Source organism: Enterobacter cloacae complex sp. ECL414, from assembly GCF_021869685.1.
GTDB lineage: Bacteria > Pseudomonadota > Gammaproteobacteria > Enterobacterales > Enterobacteriaceae > Enterobacter > Enterobacter kobei.
Genome location: NZ_CP091481.1, coordinates 4,362,245 through 4,383,702, shown reverse-complemented (window position 1 = coordinate 4,383,702; position 21,458 = coordinate 4,362,245). Strand labels below are relative to the sequence as shown.

The following is a 21,458-nucleotide window of genomic DNA, read 5'->3' as shown; positions in this document are numbered from 1 at the left end:
TTATTTCACTCCGAGCGTCAGGCGCGTCAGGATTATAGTGTCCGTACCCTGTTCACTGGCGTGGAATTCAAGTTCCGCAATCCGCAGACCGTAGTCTCCCTGTAGCACTGCCAGCCAGTTCATAAAAGCGTCCATCCTGAGAGCGTCGGCCGATACAGTCAGTTCTCCGCTATCGGTGCGCTGGAGTTTTGCGGCAGTGCCCAGCATGTGCAAACTGCTTTTAACCTGATTCTCCAGGGAGCCTGATGGTCTCTTTTCCGGAAGAAGAGCTGCAGCCGAAACCTGTTTCTGCAACCACTGCAGATCGCGTTGCACCTTAGCATAGCGGGATTGCATGGTGTCCGTAGCCTGCTTCAGGGGCTGGTAGAGCCCAAACCAGAAAAGAATGCTGACACCGCAGACAAGCAGTGCGAGTAGCAGCCGCTGTTCACGCGGATCTTTTTGGTGAAACCATTCCTGAGCGCGTTTAATCATTTCGAATCGTCCATAATCCCTGTTCATGTTTATCGACTTTGAGTGAGTAGCCAGCCAGTTTTTGATTTAAAAACGCCTGGATCTGTTGGTCATCGCGGGTAGAAATAAAAAGACGTAAATCATTACGTGCCGGGTTATAACTCACCCCTTCCAGCGCCAGTCCCGGGAAAGCGGACAGATGAGCCTGAAGCTGTTGTAAGAGCAAATAGGGGGCAGGCGATCGTTGCTGTAGCTGCCTGGGTAAATAGGTACGCAGATTACGGGTATGCCTGTTTTCTGGAATATAACGTTGCCATTGCTGCATCAGTGTGTGGCTCAGCTGTTTTTCATACTCCCGAAGTTGCAAATACACGACAGCCTGAGCCAGACACGCACTCCCGGCTAACAGGAGAAGACTGCAAAGCGCCATGCGTTTGATATTGGTGGTCCAGAAAGAGCGCGGGGCAGGCGGGCGCATTTTCCCGTGCAAAAGGTTAGCGGGTGGTTCCTGTGGATGGAGTATCAAACTATGACATGCGGGACGCGTTTCCTTCGCGGAAAGGCCAGCTGGCAGTGGACCGTAGCTGACGACCTCTTGCGGGGGATAATGCGCTAGCAGCTGTGCTAGCCAGGGTTCTGTCAGATGGGCAACACTGTTCTCATGCGTTCTGAGCAACCATCCACCGCTGTCTGATAATACCGTCCAGCCGCTTTGACAGGCTGGCAAGCGAAGGGCGTCAATCGTCGCATGCGTGACGTTAAAACCAGCCCCGGCAAAGAGACGAAGCTGGGACATAAGCCAGTCGGCGTCAACGCCAATGACGGAAACTCGCGTTCCCTCCCGAGAGAGTAGCGTCCAGTGCAGCGAGGGCATGCCCTCGTCCAGTGTTTCATCCGCAAGCCACTGAAGTTTTTGATCGGTCAGTTCGTAATTTTCGTCTGGGATGACGATTATTCTGCTCGTTGCCTTTTGGGCCGGAATAACGAGATGAGTGCATCCTGATGCCGGACGTGCGACAAGCTCCGGCAACTGTTCTGTTGTCAGACTCTGAACCTGGCTGTAGCCACATCCATCATATTCCACCCATTCAAGGGCATTCGGCGTCGATCCAGAAAGCCGGATAAGCAGTTTCGTCGCAGGGGCGTTAACTGCTTTATTGTTCGCTACTGTCATCCGTAAGCTGGCGTAAATAGAGTTTGAGTGTTTTAGTTTTTTCGTCATAAATGAAAAATGTGCGCATACCAAAGGTAAGGTCACCCTCATGAACCGTGGATGTGGTCAAAAAATAACTGCTGCTGGTTGTAATCTGTTTTTTAAGCGAATCCACCAGCGGTTTTGCTGCGCTGAAATCCTGTTGGGCCTGGTAAAGAAAATCCTCTACCTTTTCCCAGCCATTTACAGGACGTTTTTTCAGGAGCATTTTTGCATCTGACAAGCTGATATTGTTGAGGAAGAGGGCTGCCAGAAGCGGCGCTTGCTGCTCAGTAAGGGTATTGATATTAATGGCGAGGTCACTGCTGAATCGGGTGCAGATAAAAGGGGCGAGTTTTTGATAAAGCGCGTCAGTCATCCCTTTAATTTTGCGCACTTCTGTGGGTAAAAAGAGCACCTGACCGGCGGTCAGGTAGCCTGGCTGACTATGCTGATAGTATTCGTCTTCTGCACCTTTAACGCGCGTTGAGTCGTTATCATCGATGTAGTCTGCGATGGATTGTGCGATCTCTTCTGCCCGGTATTTTTCAACGGCGAGCTTCTCCAGTAGGGCGTAAAACACGCTGATTTCATACGGTGGCGTCGCCAGTGGTTCTTCCGGCGTATTCTTCAGTGCGTTCAGGTTGTAGCAATGGTGCAGATCGTTTATCTGCCAGCTGACGTCGGTGTCGTCGCCAGGACTCTCCGAGTGGGTGAGTACGTCTCCAGGCTTCTCCTGAAAACGGGCCATAGATTGTGCTTCAGCGTAGAGCAGGGCGTATTTCCCCTGCTGGCTATCATTGATGCGCCGGGTGCGCTGGAGCTGAACCTGAAAACTTATCGTCATCTCAGCTGCCAGCGCAGCCATCAGCGCCAGAATCATTAAAACAATCAGCAATGCAGAACCTTTTTGCGCATTCATTGCGTCGCTCCTGCAGTTTGGCTGGCGGCTTTTTTTTCCGGAAACCAGCCGGGCAGGACAACGTGTCGGGTTATTTCCGCTTTACCGTCACGCTCCAGCGTTATCGTGGCTGTCGTTGACACGCTCTTTTCATCCGCCGGCGTCATTGTTGCAGAAAAATGGGAGACATGATCCAGCAGGGGCTGTGGTGCCACGTCCTTTTCACTGTCGGATGAGTAGCGTACTGCACGGAATAATGTGTCGTTTTCGACATACCAGTGGACGGTCGTCAAAACGAACGTTGCCCCAAAAGGCATTGCGGGATCCCGGGTTTGTGTTGTGAAAATTACGCTCTCTTTTTCACTCAAGAAGGGGAGCGGTGTTTGCCGGTTTTTCCGCGGGACATACTGCATTAAATCATTTTCAAGCATGAGCACGGTGTGCTGGATGGCCTCAAAATCATCGCCAGTCTTCTTGGCTCGCTGGTACTGTTCGGTTGCCTGGGAGAACACCTGAGAGGCCAGAAAGCTGAGCGTTGAGAAAATGACGATCGCCAGCATCACTTCCAGAAGCGTAAAGCCGTTGGGGACCTTACTCATGCTTCGCCTCCGTTTTCTTACTTTCTGAAGACCAGGAAAACAGGCTGAGGGTTCGGCCATCAGACGTTATCACTCTGGCCTCTTTCTGAAGCAAAGGAGACGAACTTTGTTTCCCTTCAACCAGTTGCCAGGAGAAGGTCTCATTTAATTGAGAAGAGGCTCCCTCTTTGGCGGCGAGTTGTCCGTAAGTCGAGGTCACGAGTACGTTGTCTGCAACCCAAAGCGCTAGCGTTTCCTGTTTTAACGTTTCCAGTGCTGAAAGCTGCCATTGCATACTGTTGAGGAGTGCAATAATGGCGGTCGCAAAAATAGCCATTGCCAGCAAGACTTCAAGCAGCAGCATTCCGCTTTGTTGTTTCATTGCGGTTCCTTAAAGCGAATGACCTCAAGCGGCAGCGCGCCGTGTGATTGCAGAATGGCGATTTTTTCGCCATCTTTAGCGTTGAAAACCACTGAAAAGGGAGTGACTTGTCCATCGGGCAGGATGACGATTTGCGGCTTGGCCTCCTCCGACGACGGTGTCACGTCAGGCCTGGCCGGTGCGTCCCAATCGCCGCGTAACGGCAAATTGTCATTGTTTGCTATTTCCTGCCACTGCCATTCACCGGTGCGATCCTTTTTCGGTGCATAGAAAAGCCAGCCGTCAGTAGTGAGCTGAAGGCCGACAGTATGTTTTTCCAGTAGCGCCACGTCTGACATGTATTTTGCTGTCTGTCTGAGGACATCGATCTGCCGCAGTAGCTTTCCGGTAGCGCTCAGCCTGTCACTTTGCATAGCGACAACGCCGGCTGCCGCCAGGGCGATGATGACCATAACCAGCATCACCTCCAGCAGTGTGAATCCTTTCTGATGGGCCATTTTTAGCGTGACTTTTTATCGTTATCCCAGTTGTGGATATCATCCTCGGTGCCGGTTTCAGCATCAGGACCTGTGGACATGATATCGATCGCGCCATGCTCACCCGGGCTAATCAGGATGTAGTCATTCCCCCACGGATCGGCGGGCAGACGGCGGATATAACCGTCCGGGTTGTAGTTTTCAGCCCGGGGAGCTTGCCCTGGGGCGGTAATAAGCGCCTCCAGGCCCTGTTCTGTAGTGGGATAACGATGATTATCCAGCTTGTACATATCCAGCGCATTTTCGAGAGCAATAATATCGCTGGCGGCTTTTTGCCGGTCTGCCCGATCCTTATTGCCCATTAAGTTAGGCACCACCAGGCTGGCCAGAACCCCCATAATCACGATGACGACCATCAATTCCATAAGCGTGAAACCACGCTGCCTTTCCTTCTTCTGCGCTTCCATGATTTTTCCTTAATTCATCAATGAGTTGAGTTGTAAGATGGGCTGCATGATCGAGACAACGATAAACAAAACGATCGCTGCCATGACAACAATCAGCGCCGGTTCAAAAATCGCCAGGGTCAGCGAAATGCGGTTTTGCAGCTGCACCTCCTGGTTATTTGTCGCACGTTGCATGAGTTCCCCGAGCTGACCGCTTTTTTCTCCGGAAGCAATCATGTAAATCATCATGGGGGGAAATATTTGCGTCTGCTTCAGGGACTGGCTGATGCTATTTCCCTGACGTACGCTTTCTGCTGCGTCGCTGAGCCGCCGGCCTATCTCCCGATTGCCAACGCCTTCCGCCGAGAGTGACATCCCCTCCAGGAGGGGGATACCGCTGCGATTGAGAATACTCAGGGCGCGCAGATAACGGGCGCTATTGATCGCGCAGACCAGCGGGGAGGTAATGCGAAACGCGATGAGCCAGCGATGAAAATGATCCCGGTTTTTCCCGCGCTTCAGCCAGAAAGAGAACAGCGCTCCTCCACAGATAAGCGTCAGTGCGATCCAGGGACCATATGTCGACAGAAAGTGACTCATCGCCAGTAACGTACGGGTGGAAAGCGGTAGCTCGTGCTTAAGATGAGTGAACTGCGCGGCGACCTTCGGTACCACCGTGGTAAGCAAAATGATAACCACCAGAATGGCGACCGTGGTGAGCAGGGCAGGGTAAATCAACGCCTGTGTGAGTTTGCTGCGCATTTGCTGACGTGCTTCATTATATTCGGCCAGCCTTTCAAGAACGGTGCCCAGTTGGCCGACCGTCTCTCCCGCTTTTACCAGGGTGCAAAAGACCGTATCAAACAGACGAGGGTGGGCTTGCATGGCCACAGAGAGGGGCTGTCCCTCCAGAACGGCGAGGTGCAGAGAAGTGATGACGTCGGCCAGTTTTTTATTTTCTTTTTGCTGTTGAACAACGGCGAGCGCTTCATCCAGCGGCAACGCCGCCGCGATCAGCGTCGCCAGCTGACGCGTAAAAAGCGTTAATTCGCTGTGGCTGATTCGTGTCGAAAAAGCCCTGAGGGCAACCTTGGGTCGCTGCCGTTTTAGCGTTTGCGGTAATAACCCCTGGCTACGCAACTGCGCGACCATCTCTCTTTCACTCGCGGCCTCACTCAGCCCCGTATGGCGGTTTCCCCGCGCGTCCGTTGCCGTCCAGTGAAATTTCATTGGCGCCCATCCGCTGGAGTCTGACCTTCAGAGGTCACCCGCAGAATTTCTTCAAGTGAGGTCATCCCTTCTGCCGCTACGCGAAGACCGTTTGCCAGCAGGCTGAGGTGATGACGACGCTGGATCTGTTCCAGCTGCCTTTCATGACGCTCATTGTGAATAGCGTCACGCAGTTCTGGTGTCGCGAGTAACAGTTCATGGATCGCCATACGCCCCTGATAGCCGCTTTGTCTGCAAGCGGGGCAGCCTTTTGCTTGCCAGAGTTGGGATGCATTTATCCCGTGGGCTTGCAGAAGCTGTAGTTTCTGAGGCCGCACGGCGTGAGCCGTTTTACAGTGGGGGCATAGCCGTCTGACCAGACGTTGGGCAATCACCCCAACGAGCGAGGAAGAGAGAAGGAACGGCTCAACGCCCATATCCCGTAATCGCGTTACGGCACCGCACGCGCTATTGGTGTGGAGAGTGGAAAGCACCAGATGCCCGGTCAAAGAAGCCTGAACCGCAATTTGAGCGGTTTCGTTATCGCGAATTTCTCCTACCATGACGACATCAGGATCCTGACGTAAAATAGCGCGTAGTCCGCGGGAAAATGACATATCTACGCGGCTATTAACCTGGGTTTGTCCGATACCTTCCAGTTCGTATTCAATTGGGTCCTCTACCGTAAGCACATTGCGTTCGGGGCTATTTAGCGCGGAGAGAATGGCGTAGAGCGTGGTGCTTTTCCCGGAGCCCGTTGGCCCCGTGACCAGAATAATACCGTGGGGAAGGGCAAGCAGATTCTTCAGACTGTGTGTGTCTGCCGCTGACATATCCAGTTTATCGATGGATAAGCGCAGACTACTTTTATCCAACAGACGCAGAACAACACGTTCGCCATGCTGCGACGGGAGCGTCGACACACGGACATCCACATTTCGCTGACCAATTTTTAAGGTAATGCGTCCATCCTGCGGCAGCCTTTTTTCGGCAATATCCAGTTTGGCCATGATTTTGATACGTGAGATGAGTAAGGCCGCCAGTTTTTTATTCGGCTGAACCACCGGGCGCAAGATGCCATCAACCCGGAAGCGGATACTCATCGCTTTTTCAAATACTTCAATATGAATATCTGAGGCGTGTTCTTTAATTGCTTCGCTGAGCACGGCATTAATAAGCCTGATAACCGGCGCGTCCGACTGCTCGTTCAGCAGATCTTCATTCGTTGGGATCTCTTTAGAGAGAGTATTGAGATCGTCCGAGTTATTAATATCTTCGGCAATTAACTGGGCTGACCCGCTGTTCTGTTGGTAAATAAGCTCCAGCTTTTCGGCAAACTGCTGCGGGGGGAGCCGGGTAAAACAGGTGCACTCTGGCGCAACGGATGCGAACTCGAGCAGATGCTCAAGTGTGGCATCTGTCGAGTAGAAGAGAGTCTCTCCTTGTAAGGCAATGCCATAGCGCTGCGCTTTTTTCCATGCGTGCTGACTCATTCCGTTCGACCTTCCCTGAACGGATTTTTAGCGTCCGGTGTCGCCGTTGCATTATTAAAAGCCCGATCTTCAAGCTCTTTGATGTTATCGACGTTAATCAGTGTTTCACTTTGCTTTTCACGTCTCTCTTTTTGCAGATCTTTGAAATTAGTGTATTTCTCACGTGAGAGTGAACGATAGACCTCATCGTCTCTGATAATGGTCGGGCGGATAAAGACCATCAGGTTACGTTTGCTTTTCTCATTGGATGTGTAGCGGAAAAGCTGTCCCACCAAAGGGATATCGCCCAGCAGGGGAACTTTTGAAACTTCTTGCTTACTGGCGTCATCCATTAAACCGCCAAGCACAACGGTTTCGCCACTTTTCACCAGGACGGCATTCTGTATTGTTCGGGTGTTGAAGGTTGGGCCGAGCGAGGAAGAGCTTGTCGATGTGTCGACGCTGGAAACCTCTTGCTCGATCTCCATCAGAACAGAATCACCCTCGTTAATCTGCGGGGTGACTTTTAACTTGGTCCCCACCGTCTTACGCTCGACGGTATTGTAAATATTATCGCCGGAGGTCGTCTGGGAACCGGAAAGTACGGGCACATCCTGCCCGACGTTGAAGGCTGCTTCTTTATTATCAAGCGTAACGATGCTGGGCGTAGACAGGATGTCGTTTTTGTTGTCGGTATTGAGTGCTGTGAGGAGCACCCCCCAGTCGCCGTTGAAAAAACCTGCCGCAAGGCCGTTATAATTACTGAAGAGGTTGTAAGCTGGGTTATCGCTGGTGATCCCTCCGTTTGCTTTGAATTCACCCACGCCCTGTGCCGCGTTAAAGATTGGCAGGCCAGTTTTTGTAAACTGTTGTCCACCAACGTTTTTCTCAGCCCACTGCACACCCAGGTTCAGACCTTTACCGTCCTGGACTTCAACGATAATCGCTTCCACCAGAACCTGTGCACGACGAATATCCAGCTTAGCGATAACCTCATCGAGTTGCTGGAGAATACCCTGATCGGCGGTCACAACCAGTGAGTTGGTTTGTTCATCTGCAGTAATAGAGATATCGCGGCTGCTGCTGGTTGCCGTATTGGTTGTGCCACTTTTGCCCTCTTTCAGTTTTTGTGTGACACCGGTTAAAACGTCGAGTGAAGTGGCACACTGAATTTGGCCACCTGAACAGAGGTGATATGCTCACCTCAGAACAACACAGGTGCTCCAATGAAAAAAAGAAATTTCAGCGCAGAGTTTAAACGCGAATCCGCTCAACTGGTTGTTGACCAGAACTACACGGTGGCAGATGCCGCCAAAGCTATGGATGTTGGCCTTTCCACAATGACAAGATGGGTCAAACAACTGCGTGATGAGCGTCAGGGCAAAACACCAAAAGCCTCTCCGATAACACCAGAACAAATCGAAATACGTGAGCTGAGGAAAAAGCTACAACGCATTGAAATGGAGAATGAAATATTAAAAAAGGCTACCGCGCTCTTGATGTCAGACTCCCTGAACAGTTCTCGATAATCGGGAAACTCAGAGCGCATTATCCTGTGGTCACACTCTGCCATGTGTTCGGGGTTCATCGCAGCAGCTACAGATACTGGAAAAACCGTCCTGAAAAACCAGACGGCAGACGGGCTGTATTACGCAGTCAGGTACTTGAGCTACATGGCATCAGCCACGGTTCGGCCGGAGCAAGAAGCATCGCCACAATGGCAACCCGGAGAGGCTACCAGATGGGACGCTGGCTTGCTGGCAGGCTCATGAAAGAGCTGGGGCTGGTCAGCTGTCAGCAGCCGACTCACCGGTATAAACGTGGTGGTCATGAACATGTTGCTATCCCTAACTACCTTGAACGGCAGTTCGCCGTGACCGAGCCAAATCAGGTGTGGTGCGGTGATGTGACCTATATCTGGACGGGTAAGCGCTGGGCGTACCTCGCCGTTGTTCTCGACCTGTTCGCAAGAAAACCAGTGGGCTGGGCCATGTCGTTCTCGCCGGACAGCAGGCTCACCATGAAAGCGCTGGAAATGGCATGGGAAACCCGTGGTAAGCCCGGCGGGGTGATGTTCCACAGCGATCAGGGCAGTCATTATACGAGCAGGCAGTTCCGGCAGTTATTGTGGCGATACCAGATCAGGCAGAGTATGAGCCGGCGCGGAAATTGCTGGGATAACAGCCCAATGGAACGCTTCTTCAGAAGTCTGAAGAACGAATGGATACCGGTGGTGGGTTACGTAAGCTTCAGCGAGGCAGCTCACGCCATAACGGATTATATCGTTGGATATTACAGCGCACTAAGACCGCACGAATATAACGGTGGGTTACCCCCAAACGAATCGGAAAATCGATACTGGAAAAACTCTAACTCGGTGGCCAGTTTTTGTTGACCACTTCAAACAAGCTTATCCGCTTTGGCATATTTCAGGTACCATACCCGCGTGTTTCCTTGCCCTTGCTCCTGGGTATCAAGACGTTTTATCAACTCAGTAATTCTTGCGCGGGCGCGTTCTGAGCCTCTGATAATCAGCGTATTGCTTCTTTTATCGGCAACGATGTGCGTCTGGAGTGTCGCAGGTTGTGCCTCTTTTGCGTTCTCACGCGACAGCGTGTTAAGGACATCGGCAAGATCGACTGCGGAAGCATATTTCAGCGGGATAATTTGCTCTTGCTCGTCACCCATGACATCGACACGTTTAATGACTTCCAGCATGCGATTGACGGTTGATGCTTTGCCGGTAATGACCAGCGCATTAGAGGGCTCATAATGCGAGACGTTACCGACATTACCGCCATCGAGCATTTGACGAAGCAGAGGAGACAGCGATCGCGCTGGAACATTTTCCAGAGAAACAATACGTGTCACCAGTTCATCACCCTTGCCGGGTTGCGTATTACTGGTAAGCTTTCCTGGAAGATTTTTCACGGTTTCTGAACGCACGACTTTCAGCAGGCCATTATCAAGAGTGATAAGTGAAAAGCCATAAAGGTCGAGTACGCTCAGGAAAAATTGATAGTATTCCTCTTTATTAAAGGTATCTACGCTTCTGACGGAAATGGATGCTTTAACATCGGGATCAATCAGAATCGTTTTCCCCATGTTTTGTCCCACGATGTTGACAAACGTTTGAATGTCCGCACCGTTAAAATTCGCCGTGTAATCAGCTGAATATCCGGGCTTAGCGGTGGCGATGAGCAAAAAAAACAGCGAAAGCGCTTTCAGTCGCTGGCTTGCGGAGGTTCCATCCATTTATTTATCCTGACCGTCCTGGAATTGTTGAACGGCAACATTAATTAGTTTTGGTGATGCATTTCGCAAGAGGGTAATCTGCGCCGTCTGCAGATGTCTAAGTGCCTCCTGCGCATGGGTTATATTCGCCTGTTGCGTTAAAGACATATTGTTAAGCTGAATAGCAATGTCACCAGGTGCAATGGCTGTCCGTGAAAATAATTCTGTATTACCGCGAGGTAAAAGGCGTAATCCTCGCAAGACATTTTTATCAACGACAGGAATCGCTTCAATAAAATCTGACAATGTGACATCTGTTGGTGCCGGCTGCTCGTTCACTTTTTCTGGCGTTGCGGCAGGTGGCGTCAGTTCGGTAAGCAGCGTAAGCTGCGCGGTGTTTCCGCCTGAGGAGAAAAACACCTGGTTCTTAGTGATATCAATGATGCGCGTGCTGTTGGATGATTTAAGCACATCATCAATAGAATAGACATTCTGTTCCCCCCCTTCCTGCAGAATGGCCCGGGACGATAATTTATCCGAACTATGAATAATACCGCTTAAATGGATATTGGACAGAGTATCTACGTTGCCACTCACTAATGGGGGCGCGTCAATGCGATTATTGGCTGACGATGATAAATTCCATTTATATTTTTCATTGAAATTATTCAATGGCGTGATGATATCCTCATTAATCAGCGACGCTTTTTTATTACCCCACTGTATATATGCTGAGTAAATGAAAATAAAGATACCCATAGCGCTAGTCAATATAATCATAAGGCTCAGGGTGCGATACGATAACGCATTTTTCACTAAGGGAGAGATGGTTGCCATGAAATCACTTTTAAGAATGACTAAGAGTGAACGTGTTTCTTGTTTAAGTCCGTCATAATATAATCAGTCATTGGCACGCAGCAAGTCATATGCAATATATATCCCTGTTTTAGGAATAGAATAATTTTCGAGGTAATGCGGCTATTCATGGATGAGCTAAATACTTTTTATACTACGCGGCATTGTCTGATTCGGGACAGCATGTTTTCCACGTTAATTCAGGAACAATGGCTAATATTACAGGGCGGTAAAGGGTCAGGAAAAAGTGTGCTTGCGCAAGGGGTGATTAGCGCGTGGCCTTATCGCGCGCTCACCATCAGCCCTTTGAACCGAAAAGGTTACCTGTGGGAGTGGGTGATTATTGCGGATTCGCAGACGGATAACAGTCTGGCGGGAAAAATATTCCCTGTTGAGAAGCTCTGGGAGGAACTGTACAGCGCGGGGACCGTGACACACGGCAGTATGCCGCTGTTTGTCCTGGAAGATGGACACCGAATCTCCAGGGGGCTTGTTTCAACGATTCTGGCGTTTATGACCATGATGCCGCAAGCCCGATTGCTACTTACAGGGATATTCAACCGTCGTCAGCAGCGCGAGTTACGGGTATTACAGCCCGTATGGTTTGAGATACCCGCGCCGGACAGTAAAGATTACCGCAAGGTGATCTCCTCTCATGCAGGCATTGGCCCTGAGACAACCAACACTCTTCCGGAACAATTTATCAGACGATGCATGAGACGTTGCGATGGCAATCTTCATCTTGCCGCACGACTGGGAGGGGTTATTCGTCGTAATAAGATGGAGGGGGAGGAACACCCCGCCTCTATTATTGACGCTTCTCTTCAGCGTGAGGCGTTGCGTTACCTGCCCGCACCGGGCCGTCAGGGCGTAACCTGGTTGCTGCTGTTGGTGTTAACGGTGTTATGTGGTGGAGGAGGCGCATACTTCGCCAGGCCTCTTTCCCGCTGGCTGCCACCGCTCACAACGTTGCTTCCTGTAGAATTCTCAAGACCTGTCTCAACTCATGCGCGACTGATGGCAGAGACGATGTCTACCAATGAATCGCTCAGTTTACTGTTTAGCGTCTGGGGGTATGAGGTAGACAAAGGGGAAGCCTGGTGCGATCAGGCATACCGGGGCGGGATGGCCTGCCTTTCCGGCACCGAAACGCTTGAAACACTGTTGTCTGACGGACTTCCCTGGGTCGCCACCCTGGAAGTTGATAGCGCCAGTTTCCCTGTCGTCGTGATCGGGGGAGGAGAGAACACGCTTACCGTGCTGTCAGGAAATCAAACATGGATCCTTGATAAGGCATGGTTCAGCCATGTCTGGACAGGGAATGTGACGCGAATGTGGAAGCCATCGCCCGACGGCAACGCAAGCATAACAAAGAAGAGTAGCACCGATGACATTGTCTGGCTTGATACGATGCTGAGCCGCGTGCTGAATGTCGAGGCGGAAGGGACAGGAGAATGGAGTTCGCTGCTAACTGAGAAGGTCCGCCAGTTTCAGGCGCAAAATAAGATTAAAGTCGATGGTGTGATGGGACAGTTGTCACTTATCAGGCTATGGCAATCCCTGGGTGAAAGTCCAACGTTGATTCAGGAAAGAGGGACGATATGAGCGAGCAAACGGAAACCTCTTTGCAGCCCAAAGTACGCTTTGTCCGGCCAGATATGCCGCGCACGCTTTGGGCGGGGATATGCATCGCATTGTCCTGGCTTTTATATAGTGTGGGTTGCGCGGTCGTCGGGTATTACCTGTACCGCGGGATTGCTCTGCACGCGTCTTCATCACCAGAGCCTCAGCATTATCGGCTTTCTGAGGAGCACTATATCTATAAGAAGCGTCCCTTGCCGGTGCCGGTGCCAGTGGAAGAGACGGATGTTAGTGTGTCGGAGGAAAGCGACGCTGCGCATCCGGTTGCTGCCGGAGAAAAGGGCGATCTTGAAGCGCGTGTTAAGCAGGCGATAGCAGATATTGACCAGTAGTGTACGTGTCTTGCAAAAGGTTGGTTATTATCGACACAGTCGACTTGCATTAAGCCTGTAAATACGTATAATGCGCGGGCTTGTCGTAATTGACGGCTGGTTCGATATGAACCTGGGTAGCGCATTTTGTTACTCAACAATGCTCCCAATTGGGGAGCTACGTAAGAACGGTTACACTCTCCCATCAATCGTAATGGGTTTGAGGAGTAATCATTTTCGTTTATAAAATAATTGGAGCTCTGGTCTCATGCAGAACCAAAGAATCCGTATCCGCCTTAAAGCGTTTGATCATCGTCTGATCGATCAATCAACCGCGGAAATCGTCGAGACTGCTAAGCGCACTGGTGCGCAAGTCCGTGGTCCGATCCCGCTGCCGACCCGCAAAGAGCGCTTTACCGTTCTGATCTCTCCGCACGTTAACAAAGACGCGCGTGATCAGTACGAAATCCGCACTCACAAGCGTCTGGTTGACATCGTTGAGCCAACTGAGAAAACCGTTGATGCTCTGATGCGTCTGGATCTGGCTGCCGGTGTAGACGTGCAGATCAGCCTGGGTTAATCAGGTCATCGAGCGATTGAGAGGTTGAAACAATGATTGGTTTAGTCGGTAAAAAAGTGGGTATGACCCGCATCTTCACTGAAGATGGCGTTTCTATCCCAGTAACCGTAATCGAAGTTGAAGCAAACCGCGTTACTCAGGTTAAAGATCTGGCTAACGATGGCTACCGCGCTATTCAGGTTACCACTGGTGCTAAAAAAGCTAACCGTGTAACCAAACCAGAAGCGGGTCACTTCGCTAAAGCTGGCGTAGAAGCTGGCCGTGGTCTGTGGGAATTCCGTCTTGCTGAAGGCGAAGAGTTCACCGTAGGTCAGGACATTAGCGTTGAGCTGTTTGCTGACGTTAAAAAAGTTGACGTAACCGGTACCTCTAAAGGTAAAGGTTTTGCTGGTACCGTTAAGCGCTGGAACTTCCGTACCCAGGACGCTACCCACGGTAACTCCTTGTCTCACCGCGTTCCGGGTTCTATCGGTCAGAACCAGACTCCGGGCAAAGTGTTCAAAGGCAAGAAAATGGCAGGTCAGCTGGGTAACGAACGTGTAACCGTTCAGAGCCTGGACGTAGTACGTGTTGACGCTGAGCGCAACCTGCTGCTGGTTAAAGGTGCGGTCCCGGGTGCAACCGGTAGCGACCTGATCGTTAAACCAGCTGTGAAGGCGTAAGGGGATAGCAATGGAATTAGTATTGAAAGACGCGCAGAGCGCGCTGACTGTTTCCGAAACTACCTTCGGTCGTGATTTCAACGAAGCGCTGGTTCACCAGGTTGTTGTTGCTTATGCAGCTGGTGCTCGTCAGGGTACTCGTGCTCAGAAGACTCGTGCTGAAGTAACTGGTTCTGGCAAAAAGCCATGGCGCCAGAAAGGTACCGGCCGTGCGCGTTCAGGTTCTATCAAGAGCCCGATCTGGCGTTCAGGTGGCGTGACCTTCGCTGCGCGTCCACAGGACCACAGTCAAAAAGTTAACAAAAAGATGTACCGCGGCGCGCTGAAAAGCATCCTGTCCGAACTGGTACGTCAGGATCGTCTGATCGTTGTCGAGAAGTTCTCTGTAGAAGCGCCTAAAACTAAGCTGCTGGCACAGAAACTGAAAGACATGGCTCTGGAAGATGTGCTGATCATCACCGGTGAGCTGGACGAGAACCTGTTCCTGGCCGCACGTAACCTGCACAAGGTTGACGTACGCGATGCGACTGGTATCGACCCGGTTAGCCTGATCGCCTTCGACAAAGTCGTAATGACTGCTGATGCTGTTAAGCAAGTTGAGGAGATGCTGGCATGATTCGTGAAGAACGTCTGCTGAAGGTGCTTCGCGCACCGCACGTTTCTGAAAAAGCGTCTACTGCGATGGAAAAAACAAACACCATCGTTCTCAAAGTTGCTAAAGACGCGACCAAAGCAGAGATCAAAGCTGCTGTGCAGAAACTGTTTGAAGTCGAAGTCGAAGTCGTTAACACCCTGGTTGTTAAAGGGAAAGTTAAACGTCACGGACAGCGTATCGGTCGTCGTAGCGACTGGAAAAAAGCTTACGTCACCCTGAAAGAAGGCCAGAACCTGGACTTCGTTGGCGGCGCTGAGTAAGTCGGAGGAGTAATACAATGGCAGTTGTTAAATGTAAACCGACATCTCCGGGTCGTCGCCACGTAGTTAAAGTGGTTAACCCTGAGCTGCACAAGGGCAAACCTTTTGCTCCGTTGCTGGAAAAAAACAGCAAATCCGGTGGTCGTAACAACAATGGCCGTATCACCACTCGTCACATCGGTGGTGGCCACAAGCAGGCTTATCGTATTGTTGACTTCAAACGCAACAAAGACGGTATCCCAGCAGTTGTTGAACGTCTTGAGTACGATCCGAACCGTTCCGCGAACATCGCGCTGGTTCTGTACAAAGATGGCGAACGCCGTTACATCCTGGCCCCTAAAGGCCTGAAAGCTGGCGACCAGATTCAGTCTGGCGTTGATGCTGCAATCAAAGCAGGTAACACCCTGCCGATGCGCAATATCCCGGTTGGTTCTACCGTTCATAACGTAGAAATGAAACCAGGTAAAGGCGGTCAGCTGGCGCGTTCCGCGGGTACTTACGTTCAGATCGTTGCGCGCGACGGTGCTTATGTCACCCTGCGTCTGCGTTCTGGTGAAATGCGTAAAGTCGAAGCAGACTGCCGCGCTACTCTGGGCGAAGTTGGCAATGCTGAGCATATGCTGCGCGTTCTGGGTAAAGCAGGTGCTGCACGCTGGCGTGGTGTTCGTCCTACCGTTCGCGGTACTGCGATGAACCCAGTCGACCACCCACATGGTGGTGGTGAAGGTCGTAACTTTGGTAAGCACCCGGTAACTCCGTGGGGCGTTCAGACCAAAGGTAAGAAGACCCGCAGCAACAAGCGTACTGATAAATTTATCGTACGTCGCCGTAGCAAATAATTTTAGAGGATAAGCCATGCCACGTTCTCTCAAGAAAGGTCCTTTTATTGACCTGCACTTGCTGAAGAAGGTAGAGAAAGCGGTGGAAAGCGGAGACAAGAAGCCCCTGCGCACTTGGTCCCGTCGTTCAACGATCTTTCCTAACATGATCGGTTTGACCATCGCTGTCCATAATGGTCGTCAGCACGTTCCAGTCTTTGTTACCGACGAAATGGTTGGTCACAAACTGGGTGAATTCGCACCGACTCGTACTTATCGCGGCCACGCTGCTGATAAAAAAGCGAAGAAGAAATAAGGTAGGAGGAAGAGATGGAAACTTTAGCTCAACATCGCCATGCTCGTTCTTCTGCACAGAAGGTTCGCCTTGTTGCTGACCTGATTCGCGGTAAGAAAGTGTCGCAGGCTCTGGACATCCTGACCTATACCAACAAGAAAGCTGCGGTATTGGTCAAGAAAGTACTGGAATCTGCCATTGCTAACGCTGAACACAACGATGGCGCTGACATCGACGATCTGAAAGTCGCGAAAATTTTCGTAGATGAAGGCCCAAGCATGAAGCGCATTATGCCGCGTGCGAAAGGTCGTGCAGATCGCATCCTGAAGCGCACCAGCCACATTACTGTGGTTGTGTCCGATCGCTGAGACTCTGGAGACTAGCAATGGGTCAGAAAGTACATCCTAATGGTATTCGCCTGGGTATTGTAAAACCATGGAACTCTACCTGGTTTGCGAACACCAAAGAATTCGCTGACAACCTGGACAGCGATTTTAAAGTACGTCAGTACCTGACTAAGGAACTGGCTAAAGCGTCTGTATCTCGTATCGTTATCGAGCGTCCAGCTAAGAGCATCCGTGTGACTATTCACACTGCTCGTCCTGGCATCGTTATCGGTAAGAAAGGCGAAGACGTAGAAAAACTGCGCAAGGTCGTAGCGGATATCGCTGGCGTTCCTGCACAGATCAATATCGCTGAAGTTCGTAAGCCTGAACTGGACGCTAAATTGGTTGCTGACAGCATCACTTCTCAGCTGGAACGTCGTGTTATGTTCCGTCGTGCTATGAAGCGTGCTGTACAGAACGCAATGCGTCTGGGCGCTAAGGGTATCAAAGTTGAAGTTAGCGGCCGTCTGGGCGGCGCGGAAATCGCACGTACCGAATGGTACCGTGAAGGTCGCGTTCCGCTGCACACTCTGCGTGCTGACATCGACTACAACACCTCTGAAGCGCACACCACTTACGGTGTAATCGGCGTTAAGGTATGGATCTTCAAAGGTGAGATCCTGGGTGGTATGGCTGCTGTTGAACAACCGGAAAAACCGGCTGCTCAACCTAAAAAGCAGCAGCGTAAAGGCCGTAAATAAGGAGCGTCGCTGATGTTACAACCAAAGCGTACAAAATTCCGTAAAGTGCACAAAGGCCGCAACCGTGGTCTGGCGCAGGGTACGGATGTTAGCTTCGGCACTTTCGGTCTGAAAGCTGTTGGCCGTGGTCGTCTGACTGCACGTCAGATCGAAGCAGCACGTCGTGCAATGACCCGTGCAGTTAAGCGTCAAGGTAAGATCTGGATCCGTGTATTCCCGGACAAACCGATCACCGAGAAGCCGCTGGAAGTTCGTATGGGTAAAGGTAAAGGTAACGTGGAGTACTGGGTTGCCTTGATCCAACCGGGCAAAGTCCTTTATGAAATGGACGGTGTTCCGGAAGAGCTGGCCCGTGAAGCCTTCGGCCTGGCAGCAGCGAAACTGCCTATCAAAACCACCTTTGTAACTAAGACGGTGATGTAATGAAAGCAAAAGAGCTGCGTGAAAAAAGCGTTGAAGAGCTGAACGCTGAGCTGCTGAACCTGCTGCGTGAGCAGTTCAACCTGCGTATGCAGGCTGCAAGTGGCCAGCTGCAACAGACTCACCTGCTGAAGCAAGTGCGTCGCAATGTTGCACGCGTTAAGACTTTACTGACTCAGAAGGCGGGTGCGTAATGACCGATAAAATCCGTACTCTGCAAGGTCGTGTTGTTAGCGACAAAATGGAGAAATCCATTGTTGTAGCTATCGAACGTATTGTGAAACACCCGATCTACGGTAAATTCATCAAGCGTACGACCAAACTGCACGTACATGACGAGAACAACGAATGTGGTATCGGCGACAAGGTTGAAATCCGTGAATGCCGTCCACTGTCCAAGACTAAGTCCTGGACGCTGGTTCGCGTTGTAGAGAAAGCGGTTCTGTAATACAGTACGCATTCTCAATACGAATAAACGGCTCAGCGATGAGCCGTTTATTTTTTCTACCCATATTGCAGAAGCGGTGTTATAATGCCGCGCCCTCGATATGGGGCTTTTTAACGGCTCTGATTTTAGAGTCTCAGGTAGTAGTTGACATTAGCGGAGCACTAAAATGATCCAAGAACAGACTATGCTGAACGTCGCCGACAACTCCGGTGCACGTCGCGTAATGTGTATCAAGGTTCTGGGTGGCTCGCACCGTCGCTACGCAGGCGTAGGCGACATCATCAAGATCACCATCAAAGAAGCAATTCCACGTGGTAAGGTCAAAAAAGGTGATGTGCTGAAAGCGGTAGTGGTGCGCACCAAGAAGGGTGTTCGTCGCCCTGACGGTTCTGTCATTCGCTTCGATGGTAATGCATGCGTTATTTTGAACAATAACAGCGAGCAGCCTATCGGCACGCGTATCTTTGGGCCGGTAACTCGTGAACTTCGTACTGAGAAGTTCATGAAAATTATCTCTCTGGCACCAGAAGTACTCTAAGGAGCGAATCATGGCAGCGAAAATCCGTCGTGATGACGAAGTTATCGTGTTAACCGGTAAAGATAAAGGTAAACGCGGTAAAGTAAAAAATGTTCTGTCTTCCGGCAAACTCGTCGTTGAAGGTATCAACCTGGTTAAGAAACATCAGAAGCCGGTTCCGGCCCTGAACCAACCAGGTGGCATCGTTGAAAAAGAAGCTGCTATTCAGGTTTCTAACGTTGCAATCTTCAATGCGGCTACCGGCAAGGCTGACCGTGTAGGCTTTAGATTCGAAGACGGCAAAAAAGTCCGTTTCTTCAAGTCTAACAGCGAAACTATCAAGTAATTTGGAGTAGTACGATGGCGAAACTGCATGATTACTACAAAGACGAAGTAGTTAACAAACTCATGACTGAGTTTAACTACAATTCTGTCATGCAAGTCCCTCGGGTCGAGAAGATCACCCTGAACATGGGTGTTGGTGAAGCGATCGCTGACAAGAAACTGCTGGATAACGCAGCAGCTGACCTGACAGCAATCTCCGGTCAAAAACCGCTGATCACCAAAGCACGCAAATCTGTTGCAGGCTTCAAAATCCGTCAGGGCTATCCGATCGGCTGTAAAGTAACTCTGCGTGGCGAACGCATGTGGGAGTTCTTTGAGCGCCTGATCACTATTGCTGTTCCACGTATCCGTGACTTCCGTGGCTTGTCCGCTAAGTCTTTCGACGGTCGTGGTAACTACAGCATGGGTGTCCGTGAGCAGATCATCTTCCCAGAAATCGACTACGATAAAGTCGACCGCGTGCGTGGTTTGGATATTACCATTACCACTACTGCGAAATCTGACGAAGAAGGCCGTGCTCTGCTGGCTGCCTTTGACTTCCCGTTCCGCAAGTAAGGTAGGGTTACTGAATGGCTAAGCAATCAATGAAAGCACGCGAAGTAAAGCGCGTAGCTTTAGCTGATAAATTCTTCGCTAAACGCGCTGAACTGAAAGCGATCATTTCTGATGTGAACGCTTCCGACGAAGATCGTTGGAATGCGGTTCTCAAGCTGCAGTCTCTGCCGCGTGATTCCAGCCCGTCTCGTCAGCGTAACCGCTGTCGTCAAACAGGTCGTCCACATGGTTATGTGGGCAAGTTTGGGTTGAGCCGTATCAAACTGCGTGAAGCCGCCATGCGCGGTGAAGTGCCAGGCTTGAAAAAGGCTAGCTGGTAATTACCAATTGAATCACGGGAGTAAAGACAGATGAGCATGCAAGATCCGATCGCGGATATGCTGACCCGTATCCGTAACGGTCAGGCCGCGAACAAAGTTGCGGTCACCATGCCTTCCGCCAAGCTGAAAGTGGCAATTGCCAACGTGCTGAAGGAAGAAGGTTTTATCGAAGATTTTAAAGTTGAAGGCGACACCAAGCCGGAACTGGAACTTACTCTCAAGTATTTCCAGGGTAAAGCTGTTGTAGAAAGCATTCAGCGTGTCAGCCGCCCAGGCCTGCGCATCTATAAGAAAAAAGATGAGCTGCCAAAAGTTATGGCTGGTCTTGGTATCGCAGTTGTTTCTACCTCTAAAGGTGTTATGACTGATCGTGCAGCGCGCCAGGCTGGTCTTGGTGGCGAAATTATCTGCTACGTAGCCTAATCGGAGGAAAGAATGTCTCGTGTTGCTAAAGCACCGGTCGTCATTCCTGCCGGCGTTGATGTTAAAATCGACGGTCAGGTTATTACGATCAAAGGTAAAAACGGCGAGCTGACTCGTACCCTCAACAAAGCTGTTGAAGTTAAACATGCAGATAACGCTCTGACCTTCGGTCCACGTGATGGTTTCGTGGATGGATGGGCTCAGGCTGGTACCGCGCGTGCCCTGCTGAACTCAATGGTTGTTGGTGTTACCGAAGGCTTCACTAAAAAGCTTCAGCTGGTTGGTGTAGGTTATCGTGCAGCGATCAAAGGGAATGCAGTAGGCCTGTCTCTGGGCTTCTCACACCCTGTTGAGCATCCGCTGCCGGCCGGTATCACTGCAGAATGTCCGACTCAAACTGAAATCGTGCTGAAAGGCGCTGATAAACAGCTGATCGGTCAGGTTGCAGCAGATCTGCGCGCCTACCGTCGTCCTGAGCCTTACAAAGGCAAGGGTGTTCGTTACGCCGACGAAGTCGTGCGTACCAAAGAGGCTAAGAAGAAGTAAGGTAACACTATGGATAAGAAATCTGCTCGTATCCGTCGTGCGACCCGCGCACGCCGCAAGCTCAAAGAGCTGGGTGCAACTCGCCTGGTGGTACATCGTACCCCGCGTCATATTTACGCACAGGTAATTGCACCGAACGGTTCTGAAGTTCTGGTAGCTGCTTCTACTGTAGAAAAAGCTATCTCAGAACAATTGAAGTACACCGGTAACAAAGACGCCGCTGCAGCTGTAGGTAAAGCTGTTGCTGAACGCGCTCTGGAAAAAGGCATCAGCAATGTTTCCTTTGACCGTTCCGGGTTCCAATATCATGGTCGTGTCCAGGCACTGGCAGATGCTGCCCGTGAAGCTGGCCTTCAGTTCTAAGGTAGAGGTGTAAG

General features: G+C 50.9%; 31 protein-coding genes and 2 pseudogenes. 21 read left to right on the top strand and 12 right to left on the bottom strand.

Features of this window, described 5'->3' with window-relative positions; genetic code table 11:
• From L3068_RS21210 to gspD, 10 genes and pseudogenes are all read right to left on the bottom strand, one after another.
• Positions 1–474: a type II secretion system protein M gene (locus tag L3068_RS21210; protein ID WP_032635368.1), complete on the bottom strand. Its 474-nt coding sequence runs from the start codon at positions 472–474 to the stop codon at positions 1–3.
• Positions 467–1,675, bottom strand: a complete 1,209-nt coding sequence (gene gspL, locus L3068_RS21205; RefSeq protein ID WP_214602846.1) for a type II secretion system protein GspL — start codon at positions 1,673–1,675, stop codon at positions 467–469. Before gspL ends, L3068_RS21210 begins: the two co-directional genes overlap by 8 nt.
• The gene (gspK, locus tag L3068_RS21200; RefSeq protein ID WP_214602847.1) at positions 1,608–2,567 is read right to left on the bottom strand and encodes a type II secretion system minor pseudopilin GspK; all 960 of its coding nucleotides are present in this window, start codon (positions 2,565–2,567) and stop codon (positions 1,608–1,610) included. The genes gspL and gspK overlap by 68 nt, the downstream gene beginning before the upstream one ends.
• The gene (locus tag L3068_RS21195) at positions 2,564–3,145 is read right to left on the bottom strand and encodes a PulJ/GspJ family protein (protein WP_214602848.1); all 582 of its coding nucleotides are present in this window, start codon (positions 3,143–3,145) and stop codon (positions 2,564–2,566) included. The genes gspK and L3068_RS21195 overlap by 4 nt, the downstream gene beginning before the upstream one ends.
• Entirely contained in the window at positions 3,138–3,506 is a 369-nt protein-coding gene (gene gspI, locus L3068_RS21190; protein ID WP_050863167.1) for a type II secretion system minor pseudopilin GspI, read from the bottom strand. Before gspI ends, L3068_RS21195 begins: the two co-directional genes overlap by 8 nt.
• Complete coding sequence (gspH, locus tag L3068_RS21185; protein WP_087529697.1) at positions 3,503–4,003, bottom strand: type II secretion system minor pseudopilin GspH; 501 nt, start codon at positions 4,001–4,003, stop codon at positions 3,503–3,505. The genes gspI and gspH overlap by 4 nt, the downstream gene beginning before the upstream one ends.
• A gap of 2 nt (positions 4,004–4,005) precedes the next feature.
• Positions 4,006–4,449 carry a type II secretion system major pseudopilin GspG gene (gspG, locus tag L3068_RS21180; RefSeq protein WP_047626063.1) on the bottom strand — a complete coding sequence of 148 codons (444 nt, stop codon included), beginning with the start codon at positions 4,447–4,449 and terminating at the stop codon, positions 4,006–4,008.
• Positions 4,450–4,458: 9 nt separating this feature from the next.
• Positions 4,459–5,658 carry a type II secretion system inner membrane protein GspF gene (gene gspF / locus L3068_RS21175; protein ID WP_179121248.1) on the bottom strand — a complete coding sequence of 400 codons (1,200 nt, stop codon included), beginning with the start codon at positions 5,656–5,658 and terminating at the stop codon, positions 4,459–4,461.
• Positions 5,655–7,130 (bottom strand): type II secretion system ATPase GspE, encoded by a 1,476-nt coding sequence (gene gspE, locus L3068_RS21170; protein ID WP_214602849.1) that lies wholly within the window; start codon positions 7,128–7,130, stop codon positions 5,655–5,657. The genes gspF and gspE overlap by 4 nt, the downstream gene beginning before the upstream one ends.
• Positions 7,127–8,272: pseudogene (gene gspD, locus L3068_RS21165) on the bottom strand (type II secretion system secretin GspD); the annotation flags it as partial. The pseudogene gspD and the gene gspE, both read right to left, overlap by 4 nt.
• A gap of 63 nt (positions 8,273–8,335) precedes the next feature.
• Here gspD and L3068_RS21160 point away from each other — a divergent pair.
• Positions 8,336–9,504 (top strand): IS3-like element IS911 family transposase gene (locus L3068_RS21160; RefSeq protein WP_094461488.1). Its coding sequence is split into 2 segments (ribosomal slippage): positions 8,336–8,585 and positions 8,585–9,504, totalling 1,170 coding nucleotides; the frame shifts between segments, so codons are not numbered across the junction.
• A gap of 8 nt (positions 9,505–9,512) precedes the next feature.
• On the opposite strand, the pseudogene L3068_RS21155 reads toward L3068_RS21160, so the two are convergent.
• Both L3068_RS21155 and gspC read right to left on the bottom strand, forming a co-directional pair.
• Positions 9,513–10,364, bottom strand: a pseudogene (locus L3068_RS21155) (secretin N-terminal domain-containing protein); the annotation flags it as partial.
• A complete protein-coding gene (gene gspC / locus L3068_RS21150) occupies positions 10,365–11,180 on the bottom strand; it encodes a type II secretion system protein GspC (RefSeq protein WP_214602917.1) in 816 nt (271 codons plus the stop codon).
• 201 nt (positions 11,181–11,381) lie between these two features.
• On the opposite strand from gspC, the gene L3068_RS21145 reads away from it, so the two are divergent.
• From L3068_RS21145 to rplR, 20 genes are all read left to right on the top strand, one after another.
• Entirely contained in the window at positions 11,382–12,803 is a 1,422-nt protein-coding gene (locus L3068_RS21145; protein ID WP_214602918.1) for a peptidoglycan-binding domain-containing protein, read from the top strand.
• A complete protein-coding gene (locus L3068_RS21140; protein ID WP_058690798.1) occupies positions 12,800–13,171 on the top strand; it encodes a type II secretion system protein GspB, cryptic system variant in 372 nt (123 codons plus the stop codon). The genes L3068_RS21145 and L3068_RS21140 overlap by 4 nt, the downstream gene beginning before the upstream one ends.
• A gap of 247 nt (positions 13,172–13,418) precedes the next feature.
• Entirely contained in the window at positions 13,419–13,730 is a 312-nt protein-coding gene (rpsJ, locus tag L3068_RS21135; RefSeq protein WP_001181005.1) for a 30S ribosomal protein S10, read from the top strand.
• Positions 13,731–13,762: 32 nt separating this feature from the next.
• Positions 13,763–14,392: a 50S ribosomal protein L3 gene (gene rplC / locus L3068_RS21130; protein ID WP_003863274.1), complete on the top strand. Its 630-nt coding sequence runs from the start codon at positions 13,763–13,765 to the stop codon at positions 14,390–14,392.
• A gap of 10 nt (positions 14,393–14,402) precedes the next feature.
• A complete protein-coding gene (gene rplD / locus L3068_RS21125; protein ID WP_000424395.1) occupies positions 14,403–15,008 on the top strand; it encodes a 50S ribosomal protein L4 in 606 nt (201 codons plus the stop codon).
• Entirely contained in the window at positions 15,005–15,307 is a 303-nt protein-coding gene (gene rplW / locus L3068_RS21120; RefSeq protein ID WP_000617546.1) for a 50S ribosomal protein L23, read from the top strand. The genes rplD and rplW overlap by 4 nt, the downstream gene beginning before the upstream one ends.
• A 17-nt stretch (positions 15,308–15,324) precedes the next feature.
• Positions 15,325–16,146: a 50S ribosomal protein L2 gene (rplB, locus tag L3068_RS21115; protein WP_000301859.1), complete on the top strand. Its 822-nt coding sequence runs from the start codon at positions 15,325–15,327 to the stop codon at positions 16,144–16,146.
• Positions 16,147–16,162: 16 nt separating this feature from the next.
• The gene (gene rpsS / locus L3068_RS21110) at positions 16,163–16,441 is read left to right on the top strand and encodes a 30S ribosomal protein S19 (protein WP_001138117.1); all 279 of its coding nucleotides are present in this window, start codon (positions 16,163–16,165) and stop codon (positions 16,439–16,441) included.
• 14 nt (positions 16,442–16,455) lie between these two features.
• Positions 16,456–16,788 carry a 50S ribosomal protein L22 gene (rplV, locus tag L3068_RS21105; RefSeq protein WP_002919773.1) on the top strand — a complete coding sequence of 111 codons (333 nt, stop codon included), beginning with the start codon at positions 16,456–16,458 and terminating at the stop codon, positions 16,786–16,788.
• 17 nt (positions 16,789–16,805) lie between these two features.
• Positions 16,806–17,507: a 30S ribosomal protein S3 gene (gene rpsC, locus L3068_RS21100; protein WP_000529945.1), complete on the top strand. Its 702-nt coding sequence runs from the start codon at positions 16,806–16,808 to the stop codon at positions 17,505–17,507.
• Positions 17,508–17,519: 12 nt separating this feature from the next.
• On the top strand, positions 17,520–17,930 hold the full coding sequence (rplP, locus tag L3068_RS21095) for a 50S ribosomal protein L16 (RefSeq protein ID WP_002919759.1): 411 nt from the start codon (positions 17,520–17,522) through the stop codon (positions 17,928–17,930).
• Positions 17,930–18,121 carry a 50S ribosomal protein L29 gene (gene rpmC / locus L3068_RS21090; protein WP_003863282.1) on the top strand — a complete coding sequence of 64 codons (192 nt, stop codon included), beginning with the start codon at positions 17,930–17,932 and terminating at the stop codon, positions 18,119–18,121. Before rplP ends, rpmC begins: the two co-directional genes overlap by 1 nt.
• Entirely contained in the window at positions 18,121–18,375 is a 255-nt protein-coding gene (rpsQ, locus tag L3068_RS21085; RefSeq protein WP_008503489.1) for a 30S ribosomal protein S17, read from the top strand. Before rpmC ends, rpsQ begins: the two co-directional genes overlap by 1 nt.
• 166 nt (positions 18,376–18,541) lie before the next feature.
• A complete protein-coding gene (rplN, locus tag L3068_RS21080; RefSeq protein ID WP_002919748.1) occupies positions 18,542–18,913 on the top strand; it encodes a 50S ribosomal protein L14 in 372 nt (123 codons plus the stop codon).
• A gap of 10 nt (positions 18,914–18,923) precedes the next feature.
• A complete protein-coding gene (rplX, locus tag L3068_RS21075; protein WP_003863287.1) occupies positions 18,924–19,238 on the top strand; it encodes a 50S ribosomal protein L24 in 315 nt (104 codons plus the stop codon).
• Between the two features lie 14 nt (positions 19,239–19,252).
• Complete coding sequence (rplE, locus tag L3068_RS21070; RefSeq protein WP_001096206.1) at positions 19,253–19,792, top strand: 50S ribosomal protein L5; 540 nt, start codon at positions 19,253–19,255, stop codon at positions 19,790–19,792.
• A 14-nt stretch (positions 19,793–19,806) separates the two neighbouring features.
• The gene (rpsN, locus tag L3068_RS21065; protein WP_003863291.1) at positions 19,807–20,112 is read left to right on the top strand and encodes a 30S ribosomal protein S14; all 306 of its coding nucleotides are present in this window, start codon (positions 19,807–19,809) and stop codon (positions 20,110–20,112) included.
• A 30-nt stretch (positions 20,113–20,142) separates the two neighbouring features.
• The gene (gene rpsH / locus L3068_RS21060; RefSeq protein ID WP_006178918.1) at positions 20,143–20,535 is read left to right on the top strand and encodes a 30S ribosomal protein S8; all 393 of its coding nucleotides are present in this window, start codon (positions 20,143–20,145) and stop codon (positions 20,533–20,535) included.
• A 12-nt stretch (positions 20,536–20,547) separates the two neighbouring features.
• Complete coding sequence (gene rplF, locus L3068_RS21055; RefSeq protein WP_003863296.1) at positions 20,548–21,081, top strand: 50S ribosomal protein L6; 534 nt, start codon at positions 20,548–20,550, stop codon at positions 21,079–21,081.
• A 9-nt stretch (positions 21,082–21,090) separates the two neighbouring features.
• Positions 21,091–21,444 carry a 50S ribosomal protein L18 gene (gene rplR / locus L3068_RS21050; protein ID WP_003863297.1) on the top strand — a complete coding sequence of 118 codons (354 nt, stop codon included), beginning with the start codon at positions 21,091–21,093 and terminating at the stop codon, positions 21,442–21,444.
• Positions 21,445–21,458 lie beyond the last annotated feature (14 nt).